The organism is Streptomyces sp. NPDC028368 (assembly GCF_055565615.1).
The window spans coordinates 635,626-657,923 of sequence record NZ_JBVHTY010000001.1 but is presented as its reverse complement, the minus strand read 5'-3'; the positions used below and the strand labels follow the sequence as shown (position 1 = coordinate 657,923).

General features: G+C 70.5%; 24 protein-coding genes. 12 read left to right on the top strand and 12 right to left on the bottom strand.

Going from position 1 to position 22,298, the window contains the following annotated elements; translation table 11 throughout:
• The first annotated feature begins 66 nt into the window (after positions 1–66).
• Complete coding sequence (locus ACZ4S3_RS02920) at positions 67–1,104, top strand: WD40/YVTN/BNR-like repeat-containing protein (protein WP_467925235.1); 1,038 nt, start codon at positions 67–69, stop codon at positions 1,102–1,104.
• A 136-nt stretch (positions 1,105–1,240) separates the two neighbouring features.
• Here ACZ4S3_RS02920 and ACZ4S3_RS02915 read toward each other — a convergent pair whose 3' ends face one another.
• Entirely contained in the window at positions 1,241–1,690 is a 450-nt protein-coding gene (locus ACZ4S3_RS02915) for a hypothetical protein (RefSeq protein WP_467924929.1), read from the bottom strand.
• 248 nt (positions 1,691–1,938) lie between these two features.
• On the opposite strand from ACZ4S3_RS02915, the gene ACZ4S3_RS02910 reads away from it, so the two are divergent.
• Positions 1,939–2,289, top strand: a complete 351-nt coding sequence (locus ACZ4S3_RS02910; RefSeq protein WP_467924927.1) for a hypothetical protein — start codon at positions 1,939–1,941, stop codon at positions 2,287–2,289.
• Positions 2,290–2,317: 28 nt separating this feature from the next.
• Here ACZ4S3_RS02910 and ACZ4S3_RS02905 read toward each other — a convergent pair whose 3' ends face one another.
• Positions 2,318–2,824 carry a MarR family winged helix-turn-helix transcriptional regulator gene (locus ACZ4S3_RS02905; RefSeq protein ID WP_467924925.1) on the bottom strand — a complete coding sequence of 169 codons (507 nt, stop codon included), beginning with the start codon at positions 2,822–2,824 and terminating at the stop codon, positions 2,318–2,320.
• 148 nt (positions 2,825–2,972) lie between these two features.
• Complete coding sequence (locus ACZ4S3_RS02900) at positions 2,973–4,898, bottom strand: FUSC family protein (protein ID WP_467924923.1); 1,926 nt, start codon at positions 4,896–4,898, stop codon at positions 2,973–2,975.
• 202 nt (positions 4,899–5,100) lie between these two features.
• Here ACZ4S3_RS02900 and ACZ4S3_RS02895 point away from each other — a divergent pair, with 202 nt between their 5' ends.
• Positions 5,101–5,658, top strand: coding sequence for a TetR/AcrR family transcriptional regulator (locus tag ACZ4S3_RS02895; protein WP_467925233.1), 558 nt, complete (start codon positions 5,101–5,103; stop codon positions 5,656–5,658).
• Between the two features lie 229 nt (positions 5,659–5,887).
• Here ACZ4S3_RS02895 and ACZ4S3_RS02890 read toward each other — a convergent pair whose 3' ends face one another.
• Complete coding sequence (locus ACZ4S3_RS02890) at positions 5,888–6,199, bottom strand: hypothetical protein (RefSeq protein ID WP_467924921.1); 312 nt, start codon at positions 6,197–6,199, stop codon at positions 5,888–5,890.
• 249 nt (positions 6,200–6,448) lie between these two features.
• A complete protein-coding gene (locus ACZ4S3_RS02885) occupies positions 6,449–7,051 on the bottom strand; it encodes a TetR/AcrR family transcriptional regulator (protein WP_467924919.1) in 603 nt (200 codons plus the stop codon).
• A 471-nt stretch (positions 7,052–7,522) separates the two neighbouring features.
• Here ACZ4S3_RS02885 and ACZ4S3_RS02880 point away from each other — a divergent pair, with 471 nt between their 5' ends.
• Together ACZ4S3_RS02880 and ACZ4S3_RS02875 are read left to right on the top strand one after the other, a co-directional pair.
• Positions 7,523–8,299, top strand: coding sequence for an SDR family oxidoreductase (locus ACZ4S3_RS02880; RefSeq protein WP_467924917.1), 777 nt, complete (start codon positions 7,523–7,525; stop codon positions 8,297–8,299).
• Between the two features lie 90 nt (positions 8,300–8,389).
• Complete coding sequence (locus ACZ4S3_RS02875) at positions 8,390–8,821, top strand: SRPBCC family protein (protein WP_467924915.1); 432 nt, start codon at positions 8,390–8,392, stop codon at positions 8,819–8,821.
• Positions 8,822–8,883: 62 nt separating this feature from the next.
• Here the strand turns inward: ACZ4S3_RS02875 and ACZ4S3_RS02870 are convergent, their stop codons facing one another.
• From ACZ4S3_RS02870 to ACZ4S3_RS02855, 4 genes are all read right to left on the bottom strand, one after another.
• Positions 8,884–9,714, bottom strand: a complete 831-nt coding sequence (locus tag ACZ4S3_RS02870) for a DeoR/GlpR family DNA-binding transcription regulator (protein WP_467924913.1) — start codon at positions 9,712–9,714, stop codon at positions 8,884–8,886.
• Between the two features lie 247 nt (positions 9,715–9,961).
• On the bottom strand, positions 9,962–10,663 hold the full coding sequence (locus ACZ4S3_RS02865; RefSeq protein ID WP_467924911.1) for a hypothetical protein: 702 nt from the start codon (positions 10,661–10,663) through the stop codon (positions 9,962–9,964).
• A gap of 57 nt (positions 10,664–10,720) precedes the next feature.
• Positions 10,721–11,602 (bottom strand): class II fructose-bisphosphate aldolase, encoded by an 882-nt coding sequence (locus ACZ4S3_RS02860; protein WP_467924909.1) that lies wholly within the window; start codon positions 11,600–11,602, stop codon positions 10,721–10,723.
• Positions 11,603–11,659: 57 nt separating this feature from the next.
• A complete protein-coding gene (locus ACZ4S3_RS02855) occupies positions 11,660–12,568 on the bottom strand; it encodes an SIS domain-containing protein (protein ID WP_467924906.1) in 909 nt (302 codons plus the stop codon).
• A gap of 351 nt (positions 12,569–12,919) precedes the next feature.
• On the opposite strand from ACZ4S3_RS02855, the gene ACZ4S3_RS02850 reads away from it, so the two are divergent.
• Positions 12,920–14,371 (top strand): sugar porter family MFS transporter, encoded by a 1,452-nt coding sequence (locus tag ACZ4S3_RS02850; RefSeq protein WP_467924903.1) that lies wholly within the window; start codon positions 12,920–12,922, stop codon positions 14,369–14,371.
• A gap of 118 nt (positions 14,372–14,489) precedes the next feature.
• On the opposite strand, the gene ACZ4S3_RS02845 is transcribed toward ACZ4S3_RS02850, so the two are convergent.
• The gene (locus tag ACZ4S3_RS02845) at positions 14,490–14,789 is read right to left on the bottom strand and encodes a YciI family protein (RefSeq protein ID WP_467924901.1); all 300 of its coding nucleotides are present in this window, start codon (positions 14,787–14,789) and stop codon (positions 14,490–14,492) included.
• A gap of 170 nt (positions 14,790–14,959) precedes the next feature.
• Between ACZ4S3_RS02845 and ACZ4S3_RS02840 the strand changes: the two genes are divergently transcribed.
• Positions 14,960–15,643 (top strand): formylglycine-generating enzyme family protein, encoded by a 684-nt coding sequence (locus tag ACZ4S3_RS02840; RefSeq protein ID WP_467924899.1) that lies wholly within the window; start codon positions 14,960–14,962, stop codon positions 15,641–15,643.
• Positions 15,644–15,764: 121 nt separating this feature from the next.
• A complete protein-coding gene (locus ACZ4S3_RS02835) occupies positions 15,765–16,493 on the top strand; it encodes an endonuclease V (protein ID WP_467924897.1) in 729 nt (242 codons plus the stop codon).
• A 22-nt stretch (positions 16,494–16,515) separates the two neighbouring features.
• On the opposite strand, the gene ACZ4S3_RS02830 is transcribed toward ACZ4S3_RS02835, so the two are convergent.
• Positions 16,516–17,703, bottom strand: a complete 1,188-nt coding sequence (locus tag ACZ4S3_RS02830) for a saccharopine dehydrogenase family protein (protein ID WP_467924895.1) — start codon at positions 17,701–17,703, stop codon at positions 16,516–16,518.
• Between the two features lie 233 nt (positions 17,704–17,936).
• Between ACZ4S3_RS02830 and ACZ4S3_RS02825 the strand changes: the two genes are divergently transcribed.
• From ACZ4S3_RS02825 to ACZ4S3_RS02815, 3 genes are all read left to right on the top strand, one after another.
• Positions 17,937–18,344, top strand: a complete 408-nt coding sequence (locus tag ACZ4S3_RS02825) for an NUDIX hydrolase (RefSeq protein WP_467924892.1) — start codon at positions 17,937–17,939, stop codon at positions 18,342–18,344.
• A gap of 175 nt (positions 18,345–18,519) precedes the next feature.
• Positions 18,520–19,461, top strand: a complete 942-nt coding sequence (locus ACZ4S3_RS02820; protein WP_467924889.1) for a dihydrodipicolinate synthase family protein — start codon at positions 18,520–18,522, stop codon at positions 19,459–19,461.
• Positions 19,458–20,957 (top strand): sialate:H+ symport family MFS transporter, encoded by a 1,500-nt coding sequence (locus ACZ4S3_RS02815; protein ID WP_467924887.1) that lies wholly within the window; start codon positions 19,458–19,460, stop codon positions 20,955–20,957. Before ACZ4S3_RS02820 ends, ACZ4S3_RS02815 begins: the two co-directional genes overlap by 4 nt.
• 8 nt (positions 20,958–20,965) lie before the next feature.
• On the opposite strand, the gene ACZ4S3_RS02810 is transcribed toward ACZ4S3_RS02815, so the two are convergent.
• Positions 20,966–21,706 carry an MgtC/SapB family protein gene (locus ACZ4S3_RS02810; protein ID WP_467924885.1) on the bottom strand — a complete coding sequence of 247 codons (741 nt, stop codon included), beginning with the start codon at positions 21,704–21,706 and terminating at the stop codon, positions 20,966–20,968.
• Positions 21,707–21,866: 160 nt separating this feature from the next.
• Here ACZ4S3_RS02810 and ACZ4S3_RS02805 point away from each other — a divergent pair, with 160 nt between their 5' ends.
• On the top strand, positions 21,867–22,247 hold the full coding sequence (locus ACZ4S3_RS02805) for an MmcQ/YjbR family DNA-binding protein (RefSeq protein WP_467925231.1): 381 nt from the start codon (positions 21,867–21,869) through the stop codon (positions 22,245–22,247).
• Positions 22,248–22,298 lie beyond the last annotated feature (51 nt).

Sequence of the window (22,298 nt, the reverse complement as noted above, 5' to 3'; positions counted from 1 at the left end):
GCGCGGGTCGCGGCAGCGGTGCGGGCGGTGACGGCGTTGACGGCCGGCGCGGCGGTGCTCGCCGCGATGACCGCGAGTCCCGTGGCCGCATCGTCGCCCCACAACAGCCGGCCGGCACCGCACTGGCACTGGGACCTCAAGGACACCGGCTCCGGCGCCCACCCCACCTCCCGCTTCCGTGGTCTGGCGGCCGTCAGCCGTACGACCGCCTGGGTCGCGGGCACCAACGGTGCCGTGCTGCGCACCCACGACGGCGGCAAGCACTGGAGCGACGTCTCGCCACCCGGTGCCGCGACGCTGGAGTTCCGCGACATCGAGGTACTCGACGCCCGCCGCGCGGTCGTCCTTGCCATCGGCGAGGGCGAGGCCTCACGCGTCCTGCGCACCGACGACGCCGGCGCCACCTGGACCGAGACCTTCCGCAACACCGATACCCGCGCCTTCTACGACTGCCTCACCTTCTTCGACCGTCGTCACGGCCTCGCGCTCAGCGACCCCGTCGACGGCAGATACCGCATCCTTTCCACCGCCGACGGCGGCCGCAGCTGGCGCATACTGCCGCCGCTCGGAATGCCCCCGGCCCAGGAGGGCGAGGCCGCATTCGCCGCCGGCGGTCAGTGCCTGGTCTCCTCCGGCGGCCACGACGCCTGGATCGCCACCGGCGGCGCGGCCCGTGCCCGCGTCCTGCACACCACCGACCGCGGCCACACCTGGACCGTCACCGACACGACCGTCCCGGCGGGCGACCCGGCCCGCGGCGTCTTCGCCCTCGCCTTCCACGACCGTACGCACGGCCTCGCGGTCGGCGGCGACTACCGCCCCGACCAGCCCTCTCCCCGCGCCGCCGCGGTCAGCGCCGACGCCGGCGCCACCTGGAGCCCGGCCGCTACGCCCCCGCAGGCCTACCGCTCGGGTGCCGCCTGGCTCCCGTACTCCCGGCATATCGCCCTGGCGGTCGGCCCGTCCGGCAGCGATATGACGACCGACGGCGGCCACACCTGGCGCACCTTCGACAACGGCTCCTACGACACCGTCGACTGCGCCCCTGACCTGGCCTGCTGGGCGGCGGGCGAACAGGGCCGCGTCGCACGCCTGGAGCCGTGACCGGGGCCCCTCCCCGGCTACTGGCCGGCACCTCTCCGCGCCGAACGGATCCAATCCGATCTGATCCAATCCAATCCGATTCGATTCGAACCAGATCCGAACCCGTACGTGCCGGCCGACCGCCGCCGCTCGTGCGCTACCGGCCCCGCGCCCGCTCGGCGTGCTGACGCTGCGCACGCTTCAGACCGGCGCGCCGCTTGCCCGCATTCCTCAGCCTGACGCCGAGCCAGGTCAGCCCGCCGACGCCGCCGATACCGCCGACAATGACGCCGAGCCCCTTCAGCAGCTTCAGCCACCACGGGCCCCCGGAGAGGAAGCCGCCACCGGAGGAACGGCTGTCGTCGTCACTCCCGTACCTGGAGGGGGAGCCGTAACCGCCGGACGAACTGCCACGCCGCTTGGTCGTCCCGAGACCTCCCTCGCTACCGCTGCCACTACCGCCGAACCGGCTGCCGCGGCTGCCGGACGACGACGATCCGGTGTGCGTACCGGAGCCCGAGCGTGATGACCCGGGCGCCGCATGGGCAGCGCCGACCGTGGAACCGAGAAGCGCGCCGAGCAGGATGACGACGGCTGCGAGCCGCATGAAGTACCCCCGGGTTGGTGACCGCGCCGCACCATAAGCCATCCGAAACCATCGGGCGAGAACGCGGCCCTCGGCGACGTCTCACCAGCCGCCACTCAAGAACCACAACCTGTCCTCCCCACACAAAGCGCCCGCCCGCAATCGCCCGGTCTGCAATCCTGTCGTCCGACCGTCACGCGTCCTGCGCACCCCACGCCGCAAAAGGGGCGCGCCGCGCGTGTCACCGGAGGGACCAAGGGGAGGCGGCAATGCCGTTCATCGGCGAAGTGTGGCGGGTGGAGCGGGGGACGGAAGTGGTGGGGGAGATCACGATCACCCAGGCCGACTTCCCCTGGCTGAACGGGCGGTTCGAACCCGGCCCCGGCTACCCGGAACTACGGCCGCATTTCGCCCGTGAGCTGGAGCTCATCGACACGATCGACGACGACGTGACGGCCTGGGAAGACGCCTACAGCCGGGCCTCCGAGGGCGTACGGCTGGTGGCTCCGGCCGGGCCGGTGGCCGAGTTCCTACTGCATATCGAGGACGATGCGGCGTGGTTCCGCTGGAGCGACGAACCGTTCCCGACGGAGCCGCTCGACGGGTCCGGTTCCGACTGACCGGCCCGGCCAGGAAAGCTCGAACCGCTCAGTCCAGCAGGCTGCCCAGCCGCCCCTCGAGCACCACCAGCAACTCACCCAGCGCCGCGGAGAGTTCCTCCTGCCGCTCGTCGCCGATGCCGTCCAGCAACGCCGCCTCGTACCGCAGCTGTTCGGGCAGCAACCGGTCGATGGTTTCGCGCCCCTCGTCGGTGAGGGAGAGGTGGGTGACGCGGCGGTCCCGGTCGTCGGGACGCCGGGCGATCAGCCCGCGATCCTCCAGCTGCCGTACGCGTTTGGTGACCGCGGCCCCGGAGGCGAACGTCTCGCGGGCGATCCGCCCCGGGGTCAGCTCGCGATCCATCCGGCGCAGCGTGCCGAGGATGTCGAACTCGGGGCGGGTGAGCCCGGCCCGGCGCAGCGGTGCGTCGGCCGCCTGCTGCAACAGCGCGGAACACCGGTTGAGCCGCCCGATCACCGCCATCGGGCCGGTGTCCAGCCCGGGGTGCACCTGCTGCCACTGGCGCAGCACCCCCGCGACGATGTCCTCGGCCACCCGCACTCTCCTCTCGGCCCCTGCCGTACCGTTCAATTGTGCCTGCCGTCCGGGCTCTGACGTGCGGTGGCCGCCGCGTGGTGTCGGCCGGGTGGCCCCGGGGGGCTTTTGTGCGCCGTGGACGCGGCCGGCACGGATCTACCGCAGGTCAGGCGGCCGGCGCGGGCGCCGGCAGGCGGCGTACGAGACCGGACAGGGTGCGGTGGCCCTGCTGCTCGGCAGTGGCGATCCGCTCCTCCGGGAGCGCCCGCTGCCACCACTCGCCCGCCGCGACATCCACCGCCTCCCGCAGCTCCACCAGGCAGCCGACGAGCCGGTCGCGGGCCCAGCCGGTCTCCCGCGCATCATCCGTCCCGGGCACGGGCGCCGCCGCGAGCAGCGTGCATGCCGCGGCCTCCGCGACCGCCACCCGCTCCAGAGCCACCTCGATACGGTCGGCGGCGCGTCGATTGGTGACCAGTACGCAGCAGGCCAGGCCCACCGCCGCGCCCACCACGGTGTCGGTCCAGCGGTCGCCGATCAGCGTCTTCGCGGGCAGGTGACTGCCGAACTCGGTCAGCAGCAGCGCCATCGGCGTGACGCACACCGAGCCCAGCCAGTAATTCCTGGTGATGCAGGCCTCGGCGCCGAACTGGAAGGCCAGCGCCAGCGCGATCATCGCCACATGCCCGGTGTGGATCAGCGGCAGCAGCGCGGAGAACAGCAGCAGTCCGAGCAGATTGCCGACCGTGCGCTGGAGCGCGCGCTGCCAGGAAAGTGTGGTGTTCGCCTGGTAGATCGAGGCCGCGGTCACCACGGCCCAGTACGGATGCCCGACGCCGACCGCCATCGAGGCCCAACCGGCCAGCACACACCCCGCCGTGACCCGCGCGCCTATCGGCAGCAACGGTGATCCCGGCGCCAGCCGGCCCAGCACCGCGCGCATCCCGCGCGGGCGGCCGGGCACCGGATGCCGCAGGGCCGCGCCACCGGGGCCCATGAACGGGCCCCGGGTATCAGCCGCCACCCCCGCCGTCGTCACCCCTGCCGCCTCCGCCCCCGCCGCCTCCCTCTCCGCCGCGAATCCGGCCGGCTCCTCGGCCTGCGGCGCCGTGAGCGGGACCTCGGGAAGCGGACGTCCGCGCCGGAGCCCGCGCGCCCAGCCCCCGAGGCATGCGGCTTCCGCTTCCGCTTCCGCTTCCGCCTCCGCCTCCGCCTTCGGGTCTCCTTCCCCGTCCCCGTCCCCGTCCCCTTCCCTTTCCCCGTCCCCTTCCCCGTACCTGCCGCCGAGCGCCGACTCGGCCCGTACGAGGAGCCGCTCGAGGTCCCCGCGTGCCGCGGTCCGGTCCGGGGTGCGCGCCGGGACGAGGAAGAGGGTGTGCCAGGCGGTGTTCACGGCGGCCGCGGTCGTATGCCGCGCGTGCGTCACCTCGGCCCCTCCCGCGCTTCCGCCGTCCGTCCCCGTACGCAGCAGTCCGGCCGCGGCCTCCAGAGCGCGGGCGGTCGCGATCCGCTCCGGCCCCCACGGCCGTACCAGCGTCGGCGCCATGCACACCAGCCAGGCGAGCGCGCCCGTGCCAAGCGCGAGCGCCAGGTGCAGGGGGACCTGGCCAAGGCGCTGCGGCACGAAGAAGGCCGAGGCGGCGACGAAGGTCAGGATGAGGTTCCCCGGCGGTCCGACGCGTGTCGCATCGCACGCCATCTTGTGCGCGGCGGCGAGCAGCGACGCGAGCACGACGAGGACCACGGTCGAGGCGGTCAGCGATGCGGCGGTCAGCGCGATGCCAAGACTCGCGACCATGCCGAGCACCACCCACAGCAGCGTGCGGGCACGGGCGGCGTACGGCAGGCCGTGTGCGTACAGGGCACAGAGCGCCCCGGCCGAGGTGTAGAGGATCAGATCCAGCCGGCCGAGGGCGAACAGTGTGAGATCGGGGATCGCCATGGCCACAACCGCGCTGAGCGCCGGCTTGTGCCAGATGTCGACGGGGCGGCGCAGCCGCACGGTGCTCCTGACGGGCAGCGGACGGGCCCGCACCCCGCCATCGGGTGCGGTGGTCAGTCTCTTCTCGGCGGGCTTGGCGTGCTTCCCCATGGCTAAAACATTAGCAGGTGTTTTACTAGTGAAAGATATTGGCTGTGCCCTCGGCTGTGCCCTCGGCTGCGCCTCTGGCACCCAGCGCGGCAGCGACAATGGCCAGGTGCCAACCGCCAAGAAGAAGACGACGACCGCGAAGAAGACGACGGCCGCGAAGAAGACGACGGCCGCCAACGCGTCCCCGGAGCGCCGCCGCGAACTGCTGGCCATCGCGGCAGAGGTGTTCGCCGCGCAGGGGTACAACGCCACCACCGTCCGCCGCATCGCGGACGAGGCCGGAATGCTCGCGGGCAGCCTCTACTACCACTTCGATTCCAAGGAATCGATGGTGGACGAGATCCTCTCGACCTTCCTCAACGAGCTCTGGGACGGCTATGACGCCGTACTCGCCGCCGGCCTCGGACCACGGGAAACCATCGAGGCGCTGGTCACCGAATCCTTCCGGGAGATCGACCGGCACCGCGCCGCGGTCGCCATCTACCAGAAGGAGTCCCGGCAGCTCGCCGCCCAGCCCCGGTTCGGCTATCTCGCCGACTCCCAGCTGAAGTTCGAAAAGGCCTGGCTGGGCACGCTGGAACGCGGTGTGGCCGACGGGGTCTTCCGCGCCGATCTCGACATCCGGCTCACCTACCGCTTCGTCCGCGACACCGTCTGGGTGGCCGCGAGCTGGTATCGGCCGGGCGGACAGCACAGCCCGGAGGAGATCGCCCGCCAGTACCTCTCGATGGTGCTGGACGGTGTTGCGGTACGGAGGTGAGCGGCCGGATCGTGCCGCAAGCCCGCCGAGGCCGCGCTACCGCTACCGCTACGTCTACTGCCGCGGCCCGTCCCTGCCGTCGGGAAGCCAGGAGCCGCTGATGGCGCCGAACTATCGGACCGAACTATCGGACCGAATCATCGCGCCGAACCGTCGGAATGCACCGCGCCGCCGCCCCGGGCGTTGATCTCGGCCCAGGACGGCGGCGAGGGACGGCGGTGTGGCCCGCTCAGCAGTGCGTGTTCTTGACGTACAGCGCCCGCGGTCCCCATATCGGCCCGTAGTGGACGTCCTTGGTCGCTCCCTTGCGGAGGCGGCCGCGTGGGTCCTTCGCATGCGGGATGACGATGGTGAAGCACGAGGTGCGCTGGCCGCACAGGTTCGTCAGCCGTACGTAGTGCTGGTGGTCCTTGTCGAAGAACTTCCGCACTTTGACGCACTGCGGCGAGCGCTCGGCCGCCGCCGCGTCAGAGGCCGTGGACAGTGTCAGTGTGGCGCTGCATGCCACCGCTGCCAGGGCTATGGCGATGATCTTCCGCACGTATCTCTCCCCCGTTGGGCAACCTTGCGAAGGCCGCTGAAGGCCGCTGTGCCGGATCGGCTTTCGCACGTTCATTCTCCATTGTCCATACGTGCCTGGAGAAATTCAGCCCTGGGTGGCGCACAGCGGCGCAAGCGCGATCCTTTCGGAACCGGACCGGATCCGTATTCCGGGAACCGGAACGGCGGACGGCGTCAGAAGTGCAGGTCAGACGGTGGGGGAGGGGTGCTGGAGCGGGCCGGCCGTGATTTACAGCTCATCGACCCGCAGATAGTCCAGCGCGCGACGGGTCAGCTCGGCGATGTCCTCCGGCTCGTCCTGGCGAGCCCAGTGCTCCATGGCGACGGTGATCGCGTCGATCAACGCGGAGGCAAGCAGTCGCACCTCAAGGCTGTCCTGCGACGTTCCCGTACGCGCCGCCAGCACCGGCACCAGCCGGTCCTGCATCTCGCGCCCGGCAGCCAGCCAGCGCATACGGATCGGCGGAACGCTGCCCATGACCCGGATCAGCCGACGGGCCCGTTCGGTGTCCGCGAGGCGCCGGGCCGACGTCGACGTGGCGAATGCCGCCTGCACCGCGCTGGTCAGCGGTTCCTGGACGGGGCGGGTGGCCAGCTGATCGACGAGCTGGCCGACGCTGGAGGTCAGTACGGGTGTGAGCGCGTCCTCCTTGGCCGCGCAGTAGCGGTAGAACGTGCGCAGCGAGATGCCGGCCGCGGACGCGATGTCCTCGACGGTCGTCGCGTCGTAGCCCTGGTCGCTGAAGAGAGCCGCCGCCGCCTCCGCGATCTCCAGCCGGGTCGCGTGCCGTCGTCGCTCGGTCAGCGTTGGTCTGCCGCGCGCTGCCGTCATCCACCTCATCCTCGCCGTGCGGTCCGGGCCATCCCTGGCCATCCCTGGCCATCCCGAGCCGTCAGGGGCTGTCCGGGCCTCAACTCTGTCATGAACGCTGTCATGGAACAGTTTACTGGCACGTCGTGCCAATAAAGCGTATGTTGGCTGCACCTGGGGCGAGCGATCGCGCCGCTGCCGTTGTTACTGCGGTGGTTGCTGCGGTGGTTGCCGTGATGGGTCGCTGCGATGGGCACTGCGGCTGTCGCCGTGGTCTCTGCCGTGGCTACCGCTGTGGCCGTACGTGATCGTTCACGATCGTCCGTGGTTGCCCGTGGTTGCCCGTGGTTGCCCGTGGTTGCCCGTGGTCGTCGCGGCTGAGCGGCCGGGCGGGTCTTGTCGTAGCGCCCCTGATCGATATCGACCGGAACGCCTCTGCGTCGACCGGAACGCCGCCGCATTGACCTGAACGCCTCTGCGAAGGAGCCGACCATGCCCCGTACCTATCTCGTCACCGGAGCCGCATCCGGAATAGGCAAGGCCACCGCCGCCCACCTCCGCGAAGACGGGCATACCGTGATCGGCGCCGACCTCAAGGGCGTCGACATCTCCGCGGACCTCGCCACCGCCGCCGGCCGTACGGAACTCGTCGACCGCGCACGCGAGTTGACCGGCGGGCGACTCGACGCGGTGATCGCCTGTGCCGGCCTTGCCCACTTCACGCCGCTCACCGTCCAGGTCAACTACTTCGGTGTGGTCGCCACTCTCGAAGGACTGCGCCCGCTGCTGGCCGCCGGTACCGACCCGCGCGCCGTGCTGATTTCCTCCGTCGCCTCCGTCCACCCGCACGACCCGGCGATCGTCGACGCGGCTCTGACCGGCGATGAGGACGCGACCGTTTCCGCCGCCCAGGCGGCCATCGACCGGGGTGAGGGGTATGCGATCTACGGCTCGTCCAAGCACGCCATCGCCCGCTGGCTGCGCCGTGTCGCCGTCACCGAGGACTGGGCCGCCGCGGGCATCCCGCTCAATGCCGTCGCCCCCGGCACGATCGTCACCCCGATGACCGAGCCGATGCTCGCCAACGCCGAAATGCGCAAGGTCGTCGACGCGACCGTTCCGATGCCGCTGCACGGGCACGCCCGCCCCGAGCAGGTCGCCCCGCTGCTGGCCTGGCTGACCTCCCCGGAGAACACGCACGTCACCGGCCAGGTCGTCTTCCTCGACGGCGGCGCCGAGGCCGTCCTGCGCGGCGACGGCACCTGGTAACGACGACGGCACCCGCCCCCGAACACCGCCCCGGCCTCCCAGCACCCCAATGCCCCAACGCCCCAACACAATCCAGGAACAGGTGACACTGTGCACAGCCTCATCCGCACCACCGTGCTCCCCGCCGGCCCCGACACGGTCTGGCACACCATCGGCCGCTTCGACGGCCTCGCCGACTGGCACCCGCAGGTCCCGCCCTCGGCCATCGAGGACGGTGCCAACCCCGAAACCCCAGGCGCGGTACGGGTGTTCACCCTAGACGGCACGGTCGTCGCCCGCGAACGCCTCCTCGCCAAGGACGACGCCACTCGCTCATACCGCTACACCGTCCTCGACCCCTTCCTCCCGATCACCGACTACGAGGCGACCCTGACCGCCGTTCCCCATGCCCGGGGCACCGAGGTGCGCTGGACGGCGACTTATGAAGGCGCCGCGGAGGTCGTGCCCGAGGTCGAGGGCGTTTTCGGGGATGCGGTGTATGCGGTGGGACTGGAGGCCCTGGGGGCGCGGTTCGCCGCGTAGGGAAAGCCTGGGGGAGGGCTTGGGAGGGGGCTTGGGTGGGGGCGAGGGCTCGACGCCCGCGTTCAGCGGCCGGCGTCGGCCGGGCCTGTCTCGGCACTGCCGGACGGCCGCGCCGTCACCACTCTCAGCCCCCGGTCAGTGAACTCACGGCGGGTCGCCTCCTTTGCTCCGTTGTCCGTGATGAAGGTGTCGAATACGTCCGCGTCGCCGACCCGGGCGAAGCAGCGCTCGCCGATCTTCGACGAGTCCGCGACGACGACGGCACGCCGCGCACGCTCGGCCATCAGGCGGTTGACCCTGGCCTCCGCCTCGTCGTGCACCGTGGCCCCCATCATCGGGTCCATGCCGTTGGCCCCGATGAAGGCGATGTCGATGGAGATCTGCTGAAGTACCAACTCGCTGAAGGGTCCGACCAGTTCGAACGACCGCGAGTGCGCCACCCCGCCGGTGAGCACGATCTTGATCTGCGGCCGCACCGCCAGCTCATTGGCGATGTTGAGGGAGTTGGTGACGATCGTCAGATGCGGCTGCGGTCCCGCTTCCGCGAAATCCGGACGGATGGCAAGCACCCGGGCGATCGCCGTGGTCGTGGTGCCACCGCTCAGCCCGACCACGTCCCCGCGCTCGACCAACTTCGCCGCCGCCTGCGCCACCGCCTCCTTTTCCGCGGACCGATGCGCGTGCTTGTACCGGATCGGCAGGTCGTACGCCACCGAGCTGAGCACCGCCCCGCCCCGGGTGCGGGTCAGCAGCTGTTGCTCGGCGAGGGTGTCCATGTCGCGCCGCATCGTGGCGGCCGAGACCTCCAGCTCGGTCGCCGCCTCCTCGACATCCACTCGGCCTCGGTCGCCGAGCAGCTCGAGCAGTGCGTTCATCCGTTCATGGCGCTTCATACCGTGAGCCTATTTCGTTTCGATCGACCACGGTCAGGCCGGGCGGTCAGCGGCCTTGGCAGCGTTCGCCGTGATCGCCTGCGGCTCGACCGCACGAGCAGAGGGGCGAGGCAGGAGTGGGGCAGGGGAGGGCGTCGGCGCCAGCGCCAGCGTCAGTGCCGGTGCCAGTACCGGGATGTGTGCACGTGATGGTCCTCCCTCTCTGCCGGCATGGGCCTGCGGTATGGGTTTTCGTCATGGGTCTGCGTCATGGGGCTCTTGGAGCGAGGCATTGCGCCAGCGCCGCGCGCTCGGCGTCCGGCAGGTGCTCGGCGAGAGGTGTCCGCCGAGGGCTATGGGGGCCGTCGCAGATCCAGTTGCCCTCCTCGGGATCGAACCGCCACCCCTCGGCGCCCCACAGGGGATGGCCGAGCAGCAGCCGCCGGGCCAGGGGCTCACAAGCCGTGGGGCCGCCATGAGCCCTGAGCGCCGTCATCACTGCGGTGATGGCCTCGTCGGGTATCGACACGTCGCCCAGTACGGGCAACAGCAGGAGCAGCCGCGCATGCGGGTCGGTGACTCCGGCTGCGCCGGGTGGGCAGTGGAGGAGTGCGGACAGTTCGGGCCAGCACAGGCCGGGGCCGATACGGTCCTGGTCGTCGCTGGCCAGGACCACGTCGTGCGGCCAGTTCGGGTGGGTGAGGAAATAGTCCGTGGTGCTGTTCTCCTCGCTGTTGTTGTAGTGCACGACGATGCTGTGGCCGCCGGACAGCGGGACGCTGAACATGGGCCAGGCCGCATCGTCCTGCAGCCGGTCCCACAGAGCCCCGGCGTCGGCTGCGTCCACGCCGAAGGACTCGGCCGGCAGACCGTCGGACAGATCTGCCAGATACGCGGCCCAGAAGCCCGGCTCGGTGAGCAGGGGTAGACCGTTGACGACGGGCGATGAGGCATATCGATGCCGTGCCATGACCATGCCTCGCATTGTCGCGGGGGCAGGGGCAGGGGCAGGGACGGCTGTCCGCGTTTACCCCCGCGCCGGTTCCTGGGCGGCGTACTGCTCCGGGACCGTCGCCGGAGTGCTCAGCACATCCAGCAGCCTCGCCGCCTCCTGGGCCACCGCTTCCCGGGCGGGCTTGACGTACTTCCGGGAGTCGACGAGCGCCGGGGCCGCGCCGAGTGTCTGCCGTATGGCGTGGGTGAAGACGGACACCAGGTGGGTGGAGATATTGATCTTTGTCATTCCGGCGGCGATGGCGCGGCGGAGCTCGTCGTCCGGGACGCCGGAGGAGCCGTGCAGTACCAGGGGTACGGGCAGCGTCGTATGCAACTCCGCGATCAGGTCCTTGTCCAGTACGGCCGTGCGCTCATGCATCGCGTGTGAGGAGCCGACGGCGACGGCGAGTGCGTCGACGCCCGTCGCCTGGACAAAGGCCAGTGCCTCGTGGGGGTTTGTGCGGACGCCGGGTGCGTGCACGCCGTCCTTGCCGCCCACCTCGCCGAGCTCTGCCTCGACATAGACGTTGCGGTCGTGGCACCAGCTGGTGAGTTCGGTGGTGGCGGTGACGTTCTCTTCGTAGGGGAGGGCCGAGGCGTCCACCATGACCGACCCCACGCCGGCGGCGATGCCCTGGTGGACCAGTTCCGCGTCGGTGATGTGGTCGAGATGGACCGCGATCGGTGCGGTGGAGCTCTCGGCCAGGGCGAGCGTGGCGCGGGTGATGGGCAACAGACTGCCGTGGTAGCGGATGCAGTTCTCGCTGATCTGCAGGATGAGAGGGAGGTCCGTGCGCTCGGCGGCGGTGACGAGCGCCTCGGCGGTCTCGAGATGGATGACGTTGAAGGCCGCGGCACCGACCCGCGCCTCACGCGCGGCATCGACGATGGATGAGGTCGGAACGAGGGGCATGGGATTCTGACTCCCTTGCGGACTGGGCAGGTTGACGTCAAGAGGGTGGCGAGGAGGCTACGGCGCGGCCGGGGCCTCGAGCATCACGGAACGGGTCAGGCTGCGCGGATTGTCCGGGTCCAGACCGCGGGCACGGGCTCGGGCCAGCGCCACCCGCTGCACCAGCACCAGATCGGCCAGCGGATCGCGCGCATGGCATACGAACCGGGCACCGGTCCGCGCCACATCCGCCTCCAGCCCCTCCGGGGCCCGCCCGAACACCCACGTCACCCGGCCGGGTGCGGCTATCGAGATCGGGCCGTGGCGGTACTCCATCGCCGGATAGGACTCCGTCCAACTCTGCGACGCCTCCCGCATCTTGAGGGCCGCCTCGTTGGCCAACCCGAAGGTCCAGCCCGTACCGAGGAAGGAGAACTGCTCGGCGTCCACCCACTCCTTCTCCAGCGGCGCGGCCAGCGCCTCCTGCGCGTCGGCCACTGCCCGGGAGACGTCCTCGCCCAGGTGTGCGCGCAGCAGCGTCAGCGCCGTCGTCGCGAACCGCGTTTGCACCACCGACCGCTCGTCGGCGAACGGCAGCGCGACCGTCTCATCGGAGAGGGCGACCGCAGGGGTCTCGGGGTCGCCGATGATCGTCACCGTCGGGATGTGGCCCTTGACCGCGTCGAGTACACGCAGCACCTCCGTCGTGGTGCCCGAGCGGGTGATGGCCACTACCGCGTCATAGCCGCGGCCGGCGCCCAGGAACGCCTCCGATGCGGCGAACGGGTCCGTCACCCCCAGCCCCGCGCCTTCGCGCAGCGCCGCATACGACTGCGCCATGAACCATGAGGTGCCGCAGCCGACGACGGCCACGCGCTGTCCTGCCTTGGGGAGCGGCCCTCCGTCACTCGCCCCGATCCGTGCCGCCTCCCGCCAGGTCTCCGGCTGGCTGCTCAGCTCCTGCTCCATGTACGAGGTCTCGCTCATCGGACGCCCTCCCGTGATCCGCAAGCTCTGTCTGCGCGTCGTGCGCATCATGCAAGTCTTGTTGAGTGATTCTGCAAGTTTCGCCTTCGTTGCAATCGACTGTACGCATTTTTGCGAGACGGATCCATCCCTCGAAGGAGTGGGTGCACCAGAGGGGCGGCACGGGATTTGAAGGCGAGTGTGTGGATTGCGGCATTTGGGTGGCGTAAATGGGCGGGTAAAGGTGCGCAGACGAGGCTGGCTGACAGCTGTTGACAACTGCGTGAAAGGCGCCGAATACTCGCAAGATCAGTCATGGTCGGTTCTGACCGGTCATGCTGCAGGCCGCTCCGCCGGACGAAGGACTCCCCCATGTCCATTGCCACGCTCTCCGAGACGCCCCAGCCGCCGTCGTCCAAGACCTCGCGCCGCACCGGCAGACTGTTCGCGCTCACCGGCGCCGTCGTCGGCGTCATCTACGGCTACGACACGGGCAGCATCTCCGGCGCCCTGGTGTTCCTGAGCAGGGACTTCCATCTCACCGAGGCGGAGAAGGGCCTGGTCAACAGCATTTTGGTGTGCGGGTCCATCGTCGGGGCGCTGATCGGCGGCAAGCTCGCCGATGCCCTTGGCCGCAAGGCCGCGATGCTGATCGTCGCCGGTTCGTACGCCGCCTTCGTCGCGCTCTCCGCGATCGCGCCCAATGTCGTCGTGCTGGACATGGTCCGCTTCCTGCTCGGCGTCGCCATCGGCATCTCGATCGTGGCCGCCCCGCTCTACATCGCCGAATCGACGCCCGCCCGCATCCGCGGCGCATCCGTCGCCACCTATCAGGTCGCCACGGTCGCGGGCATCGTCGTCACGTACTTCGTCAACTGGGGACTGTCCGGCGGCGGCCACTGGCGCTGGATGCTCGGCCTCTCCGCGATCCCCGCGGCGCTCGTCATGATCCCGTTGTTCCGGCTGCCGGACACACCGCGCTGGTACGTGCTCAAGGGCCGTACGGAACGAGCCGTGGAGGTCATGGCGATGACCGATCCGGATGTCGATGCGCGGGCGGAGGTGGCGGCCGTGGGCGCCGCGCTCGCCGGGGAGAACGGCGGCTCGGCTCGCTCGCTGCTCCGCAAGCCGTACGCCCGTGCCGCGCTGTTCGTCGTCGGCCTCGGATTCTTCTGCCAGATCACCGGCATCAACGCCGTGACGTACTACAGCCCGCAGATCTTCGAAGAGATGGGCTTCACCGGCAACGGCCAGAACTTCCTGCTGCCGTCCTTCGTGCAACTGGCCTCACTGGCGGCGACCGTCCTCGCCATCCTCATCATCGACCGGCTCGGCCGCCGGGTGGTGCTGCTCTCCGGGATCGGCACGATGGTCACGATGCTTGCCGTACTGACCGTCGTCTTCGGCATGGGGAACCTGCACGGCGCCACGACCTGGGTGGGCTTCGGCGCCATCCTGCTGTTCACCGCGGCCTTCAATTTCGGCTTCGGATCGCTGATCTGGGTCTATGCGAGCGAAGCGTTCCCCGCCCAGCTGCGCTCCACGGGGGCGTCGGTGATGCTGACCGCCGACCTGGTGGCGAATCTCCTGATCGCGCAGTTCTTCCCCTCCCTGATGGCCTGGGCGGGGGCGGCCTGGACGTTCGCGGCCCTCGGCCTCCTCGCGCTCGGCGCCCTCGTCTTCGCCTCGGTCACCGCGCCCGAGACCAAGGGCCGCCAGCTGGAGGAAATCCAGGGTTACTGGAGGAACGGGGGCCGCTGGCCCACCCCGGGCCCGACCCCCACGCCGGCCCCGGCCCCAGCTGCTCCGGAGGCTGCGCTCTAGCAGCGCTGTGGCGGCTGCGCCCTTCACCTGAAGGGCGCACCGGTGGTCACGGCCCCGTACGCAAGGCCCCTTGCCGGAAATTGAGCACCCAGACACCGAGGGGGGCCGGGGCGACGCCTCAGGACGGCAGCTGTTCCCGGTACTCCTCCAGAGCGGGGGCGGTCGTGGTCGCCACGAATTCGGTGATCCGGTATGTGCACACCCCGGCCACGGAGAACGGGTCCTCGGCCACCAGCTGCTCGACGGCCGCGCGGTCCAGGCCAGTGGCGATGATCACGCCTCCGTCGCGCGGGACCTTGCGGCCGGCGGCGATGAAATGCCCGGCGGCGTATTGCTTGTTCAGCCAGGCCACGTGGTCCTGCAGGGCGGCGTCGACGCGCTCGATGGGTGCGGTGTAGGTCAGTTCCAGTACGAACATGGATGCAATATAGACAACGCCATGGACAGCGCCGTTGCGTCACCCCGTCGGCAGTACCGGGCGGAGCCATCCGCGGACCGCATTCGGCCCAGATTCTCGTGGGCGGGCGCTGCTGGAGCCGATCGCTCCGTGAGGTCGGGCGGTCGGGCGGCCGGTGAGATCATCTGTCCATGGACGCGGGCGTGGAAAACGAGACGAACGAGATGATCGCCATCCCTCCGGGACAGGTGACGCTCTCGGACCGGCGGACGCAGCGCAGCTGGCCGGTCGAGCTTGCGCCCTATCGGCTCACGGCGGTCCCGATCACCCAGGCGCGGTACGCACAGGTCACCGGCCGGCGACCGAGCACCGCGCAAGGCGACCACTTGCCCGTCGAGGGTGTTTCGTGGTGGGACGCTGTCCAGTTCTGCAACGCCCTTTCCCGACAAGAGGGGTTGGCGCCCGCGTATCGCCTCCGTTCCGACGCCGAGGGTATCGAGTGGGACGCATCCGCTGACGGGTACCGGCTACCGACCGAGGCCGAGTGGGAGCACGCATGTCGTGCCGGTACGGCCGGCGCGCGGTACGGGCGGCTCGACGAGATCGCTTGGCACCGCGGCAACTCGCACGAGCGGATTCACGAGGTGGGCGGCAGGCAGCCCAATGCCTGGGGTCTGCACGACATGCTGGGCAACGTCTGGGAGTGGTGCTGGGACATCTACGATGCCGAGGTCTACGGCACCTATCGGGTACTACGCGGCGGTGGGTGGTTCGACGAGCCCTGGAGCTGCCGGGCCTCGGTGCGGCGCCGCAGCCATCCGACCTTCCGGATCGACGACGTAGGGTTCCGCATCGCGCGTTCCACCTTGCACTGACACACGTCCTTGCACTGATACGTGTCCTTGCACTGATACGCGCCCCTCGCGATGGCTGAGCGGCGGGCGAATCAGCGGCGGTCGGACGACCGATCACGGGTTCGGTAGCGTGGCGATCACCATGGACACTCCCACGATCTCGTGCGACGACGAACTGCGGCACTGGCCGACGGACGAAGCCCAGGCACGTGCCGTACAGGACCGGTTGCGGCCCTGTGTACGACTCGATGAAGCCGGTCCGCCACCGGGGTTCGCGGGCACGGTGGTTGGGGTGGATGTCGCCTACGACGACGACCGGGACGTGGTCGCCGCGGCGGCCGTTGCCCTCGACGCCCAAACGCTTGCCGTCGTCGACGAAGCCACCGCCGTCGGGCGGGTCTCCTTCCCGTACATTCCCGGGCTGCTCGCCTTCCGGGAAATTCCCACCGTGCTCGAGGCCCTCGCCCGCCTCACCCGTACCCCGGATCTCGTGGTCTGCGACGGGTACGGGCTGGCGCACCCGCGGCGTTTTGGACTCGCCAGCCACCTTGGGGTGCTGACCGGGCTGCCGACCATCGGGGTCGCAAAGAATCCGTTCACCTTCCGGTACGAGCCGCCCGGCCCCGAGCGCGGCGCGACCTCGCCGCTCCTGGACCGGGACGAGGCGGCCGCGGGCGCACAAGGGGGCGAAGAGGTGGGACGTGCGGTGCGTACCCAAAAGGGCGTCAAGCCGGTCTTTGTATCGGTGGGGCACCGCGTCGGTCTCGACCGGGCATGTGCGCACACGCTGCATCTGGCGGCCGAATATCGCCTGCCGGAGACCACCCGCGCCGCCGATTCCCTGTGCCGGAGGGCGTTGGCGCGCGCGTGAAACCCGTGGCCATAGGGGCGGACTAGCCCCGGACCACCCGGAAGGTGATGCCCGCCTTCTGGAGGCGGGCCGTCAGCGCGTCCCCCATGGCGACCGCCGACGTCACCTGGCCGGACGTCTCCGGCAGGTCGTCGAAGGCCAGGCTGAGCGCCGACTCCGCGAGCATCTTCGCGGTCTCGTCGTAGCCGGGATCGCCACCGGAGACCTCGGTCATCAGCCGCTTGCCGCCGCCGGTGGCCACGAAGCGCACCGTGAACCAGCTCTTGGCGCGCCGCTCCGGGCTCGGCCCCTCGCCCGGTGCCAGGCGCCCCGCCAACCAACGCCGCGCGGGCGGCACCTGGGCGACCGTGACCAGCGCGCCCGCCCCCAGCACCCCGCCCACGGCGATCGGCAGATGTCGCACCCCGGCGTAGTGGCGATAGCGGAAGTCGGGCCCGTAGCGGTCGAGGGCGGCGGCCGAGCGGGCGATGACCTGCGGGTCCAGGGTCGGCAACGGCACGCCCCAGGTATGCGTCGCACCGCTCCTGAGAGGCGGGCCGAAGGGCGCCCGGATCGTACGGCCGGCCGGCCGGGCTTCCACCTTCCGGCGCGCGCGGGCGGCCTGCGCCGCCGCCAGCGGCCGCGAGATGACGGTGAGCGCGGAGGCCAGCGTGCCGCCGGAGAAGGTGGCATTGCTGCGGACGAAGCCGTCGATGCGCAGCGGTACGCCCTCGGGGAGCAGCCCGACGGTGTAGAGCACCCCCAGGTCGTGCGGGACGGAGTCGAAGCCGCAGGAGTGCACGAGGCGGGCGCCGGACGCGCGGGCCGTCGCGTGGTGGCGCAGATACATCCGGTCGATGAACTCCGGCTCGCCGGTCAGATCGACGTAGTCCGTGCCCGCCGCGGCGCACGCGGCGACCAGCGGCTCGCCATGGAGCAGATACGGGCCGACGGTCGTGGCGAGTACGCGCGTGTCGGCAGCGAGCGCGCGCAGCGAGCCGGGGTCGTCGCTGTCAGCGCGGAGCAGCGGGAGGTCGGCGCAGGCCGGGTCGATGGCCGCCAGCCGGTCGCGCAGCCGCTCCAGCTTGGCGGGGTTGCGGCCGGCCAGTGCCCAGCGGCAGTCCTTGGGGGCGTGCCGGGCCAGATATTCGGCGGTGAGTACCCCGGCGAACCCGGTGGCGCCGTAGAGGACGAGGTCATGGGCTCGTCCGGAGGTGTCCTGCCGTCGCATCGCGCATCCTTTCGACCTGAAGCCCGGACCTAAGCACGTCGTCGGCGCTCCGTCAATGGCGGTCTTCGGCCATGTCGTTGGCGGTGAAGCGGGTTCCTCGCGGGCCGGGGAGTAATTGCGGTGCGCGGCGTTGCATGAGGTCAATAGGGTGCGGGGGCCGGAACCGGTGGCTTTGTCGTGAGCTGACGCGGCAATTTTTTCCTGGGTCCGTACGCAGAGCAGAGGGAGCGGAAATGGCCGCGGTGGCGGTGTCGTGTGTGTTCGTGTGCCACGACGGAGCGGGCCGGGTGCTGCTGGCCCGGCGGGGCGCGGGCGCGCGGGACGAGCCGGGTGCCTGGGACTGCGGTGCCGGGGCGCTCGAGTTCGGGGAGAGCTTCGAGGAGGCCGTGGTCCGGGAGGTCCAAGAGGAGTACCGGGCCCGGCCGTTGGAGATTGCACAGCTCGGTGTGCGCAACGTGGTGCGCGGCGATCCGGTGGAGTCGCACTGGGTCGCGGTGGTGTTCGCCGTACGGGTGGATCCCGGTGCGGTGGCGATCGGTGAGCCGCACAAGTTCGATGCGCTGGAGTGGTTCGGTCCGGACGAGCTGCCTGCGCCGCTCCATTCGCAGTGCGCGGCGAGCGTGGCGATGCTGCCGCGCTGAAGGCGGGGGCTCGCAGGTTTCCGGCTCCACCGTCGTGAGTGGCGGGGAGTCTTGACACGGCGTCATAGCGGGGCCAGATTCGGGATGACATAGGACGTCCCACGTCCGGATTGCCGGGGTAGCCGCTTCGCCCCCTGCACGCCGGAACGGACCGTACGGCAGGAAGCCGGACGTGATGCCCCCTGACCCGCTCTTCCCCGCACCGCTCAGCGGCGTCGTGCCACCGTTGTGCACCCCGCTCACCGGCACCGGCCGGGTCGACGGCCGGTCGCTGGTCGCGCTCACCGAGCGCCTGGTCGACGCCGGGGTGGACGGCCTCTTCGTGCTCGGTTCCACCGGAGAGGCCGCCTACTTGTCGGACGTCCAGCGAGGCACCGTCATCGAGACGGTCGTCGGGGCCGCCCGAGGCCGGCTGCCCGTCCTGGCCGGCGCCATCGACATGGCCACCGCCCGCGTCCTGGACCATGCCCGCACGGCCCAGGCCCTGGGTGCCGACGGCATCGTGGCCACCGCGCCCTTCTACACGCGCACCCATCCGGCCGAGATCGCGGACCATTTCACCCGGCTGCGCAAGGCCGTTGATCTGCCGCTCTTCGCGTACGACATCCCCACGGCCGTACACACCAAGCTGCCCGCCGGCACGGTGCTCGCGCTCGCTGCCGACGGGGTGCTGGCCGGGCTCAAGGACAGCAGCGGCGACGACGGTGCACTGCGCCGCCTGATCGTTCGGCTGCGCGACGTGAACGGGAACTTCTCCGTTCTGACCGGGTCGGAGCTCTCCGTGGACGGTGCCCTGCTGGCCGGCGCTCATGGTGTCGTACCGGGGCTGGGGAATGTCGATCCGGCGGGTTATGTACGGCTCTACAGGCACGCCAGGGCCGGGCGGTGGAGGGCGGCTGCCGCCGAACAGGACCGGCTGGCCGCTCTGTTCTCCCTCACCGAGGTCGGGGACGAAGCGGACATGGGACGGAGTTCGTCCGCCCTCGGTGCGTTCAAGGCTGCCCTGCACCTGCTCGGCGTCATCGACAGCCCCGCCACCGCGGCCCCGCAGCTGCCGCTGGACGACGCCGCCAACCGAACCGTCCGCCGACTGCTGGAAGAGGCAGGACTGCTGTGACGACACGCTCCCAGGGCCGTCCCACCGGAACAGCCCCCTGGTACCGGGAGGCGACCCCGCGCCAGTGGAAGGCGATGTTCGCCGCCTGGATCGGGTATCTCCTCGACGGTTTCGACTTCGTCCTGATCACCCTCGTCCTGACCGAGATCGCCGATGAATTCCACCTGAGCACGGCCACCGCCGCCTCGCTCATCTCCGGAGCCTTCATCACCCGGTGGCTGGGCGGCGCCGTCCTCGGCGCGATGGGCGACCGCTACGGCCGCAAGGCCGCCATGATCACCAGCATCCTGCTCTATTCGCTCGGCACCTTCGCCTGCGGATTCGCCTGGGGTTACACCAGCCTGTTCGTCGCCCGTCTGGTGATCGGCCTGGGGATGGCGGGGGAGTACAGCGCCAGCGTGACGTATGTGCTCGAGAGCTGGCCCACCAGGCTGCGCAACCGTGCCTCCGGATTCCTGATCTCCGGTTACGCGGGCGGCAGCATCATCGCCGCCGAGCTCTACGGCTGGGTGGTCCCGCACTGGGGCTGGCGCTGGATGTTCTGGATCGGCGTACTGCCCGTCCTGGTGGCCCTGTGGGTACGAAGGTCGCTCCCCGAGGCCGACGACTGGCAGGCCGAGATCGGCGCCGCCACGGCCGGCGCGCAGCCGGAACGGCCGAATCCGTTCCGGTCGCTGTTCACCGGCCGGCTGCGTTCCTGGTGCAACGGCATTCTGACAGTGGCCGCCGCGGGCGCCCTGTTCTGCGTCTTCACGCCCATCGGGGCCGGACGTGTCCCCTGGCTGTCCGTCATCGCGGCGCTCTGTCTGGTCGCCTTCGCCGCACAGCTCGGCGGCCGCAAGGGATGGCTGCTGTATGTGTCGCTGATGGTCACCGTGTTCTGCGCGTTCCTGTACAGCTGGCCCATCCAGGCCCTGTTGCCCACCTACCTCAAGACCGACCTGGGGTACACCGCCGCGCAGGTCACCGACGTGATGTTCTACGCGGGCTTCGGCACCATGGCGGGGTGCTGGCTGGCCGGGTTCGTGGGGGACCGGCTGGGGACCCGGCGGGCGTACGCATGCACTCTCCTGGCCTCCCTCGTGTTCGTCTTCCCGGTCTTCGCGGTCAAGGACAGCCTGGTGGGGCTCGGGGTGCTGCTCTTCGGGCTGCTGGCACTGAGTCAGGGGATCTCCGGCATCCTGCCGAAGTACATCGCCGGCCACTTCCCCACCGCGACCCGCGCCGCCTCACTCGGCTTCGTCTACAACGTAGGGGCCCTGGGCGGGGCGGTGGCGCCGGTCCTGGGAGCCCGTCTCGCCGAGGGGATGTCTCTGGGGCGGGCGCTGGCGGTCCTCACCTTCGGGCTGACGCTCCTCGTCATCATCCTGGTGGGCGGCGATGTCCCCCGGCGGCTGGCCCGCCTCCTGGACAGCACGGCCACCCATGACCATCTCGTGGCGGCGGGCGGGGGATCAGCGCCCCGGCCCGAGGCGGCGCCCACGGTTTCCCCGTAGGAGTCGGCTCACTCCGTACTGTCGTCCTGCCGTCCCAGCGCCACCCCGCGTACCCCTTCCAGCTCCGTCAGGGCCTCGACCAGAGGGTATGCCGTACCGCTCCCCTCCAAACGGAGCAGCACCTCGGCCGGGGCACGGCCTTCCTCCGCGCCGGTCTCCACCTGGACATCGGTCACCCGGAAACCGCTGCTGGTGCACATCTCCAACATCCTGCCCAGCAGTCCGTGTTGGGCGCGGTAGGTCAGGCGCAGTTCCACTTGCGCGAAGGAGGGCGCCGTGCTCATGCGGTCCGAGACGAAGGTGAAGCCGCGGACGATGAGGAAGTGCACCGCCGTCGCGCCGATCGCCAGCAAGGGCAGGCCGCCGCCGCACGCCATGCCGATGGCGCAGGTCAGCCAGATGGTGGCGGCCGTCGTCAGCCCGCGCACCGCGTCCTTCTTGACGAAAATCAGGCCGCCGCCGATGAAGCCGATACCCGAGACGACCTGCGCGGCGACGCGGGACGGGTCGAGTGCCACGCCGTTCATGCCGAGCAGCGCGCCGAAGCCGTGGATCGACACCTCCATGAACAGCGCGCTGCCCACGCCGACCAGCGTGTGGGTCCGCAGTCCGGCGCTCTTCTGCCGGGCTTGGCGTTCCAGGCCGATGAGTGAGGACAGCAGCAGGGCCAGTGCCAGCTCGGTGAACTGACGCAGGCCCTGGCCGTTGTGGAAGTCGAACAGCCCGGCGGCGAGTTGCGGAGGAGACATGAGTGCATTGTCCCTCCGTCGGCCCTGCGTCCGGCGCTCCGCGGGCCGTTGTCAGTGGTCGCGGTTAGCGTGGAATGCGATGGGCCGGCGTGCGCGGGACGCGTGGCCCGGCGGACGGCATCGCGGGCGGTGCGGAGGGGGAACGGACGTGGAGGAGCTCATGGCGAAGGCGGCGGGTCCGGCGGCGGTGCGGGAGCGGGTGCGCAGGTTCGCGCTGGAGCTGCCCGGGGCGGTGGAGGAGTTTCCGTGGGGCGAGAGCGTCATCAAGGTCAACAAGAAGGTTTTTGTCTTCCTCGGCGCCGATGACGACGGCCGCCCGCCGGGGATCACGGTCAAGCTCACGGACCCGGAAGCACATGCCCATGCGCTCACCTCGCCCGGCGCCAGGCCCGCGGGCTATGGCCTGGGCAAGGCCGGCTGGGTGCAGCTCCCGCTGGCGGAGAAGGCCGCTCCGGCCGCCGAGCTGCTCTGTGACTGGACCGAGGAGTCCTACCGCGTCATAGCCCCGAAGAAGCTCATCGCCGAGCTCGACGGGGGATAGCGCCCAGCGGCAGCGGACGCGCAAAGGCCCGTGACGGCGATGGCAATTGAG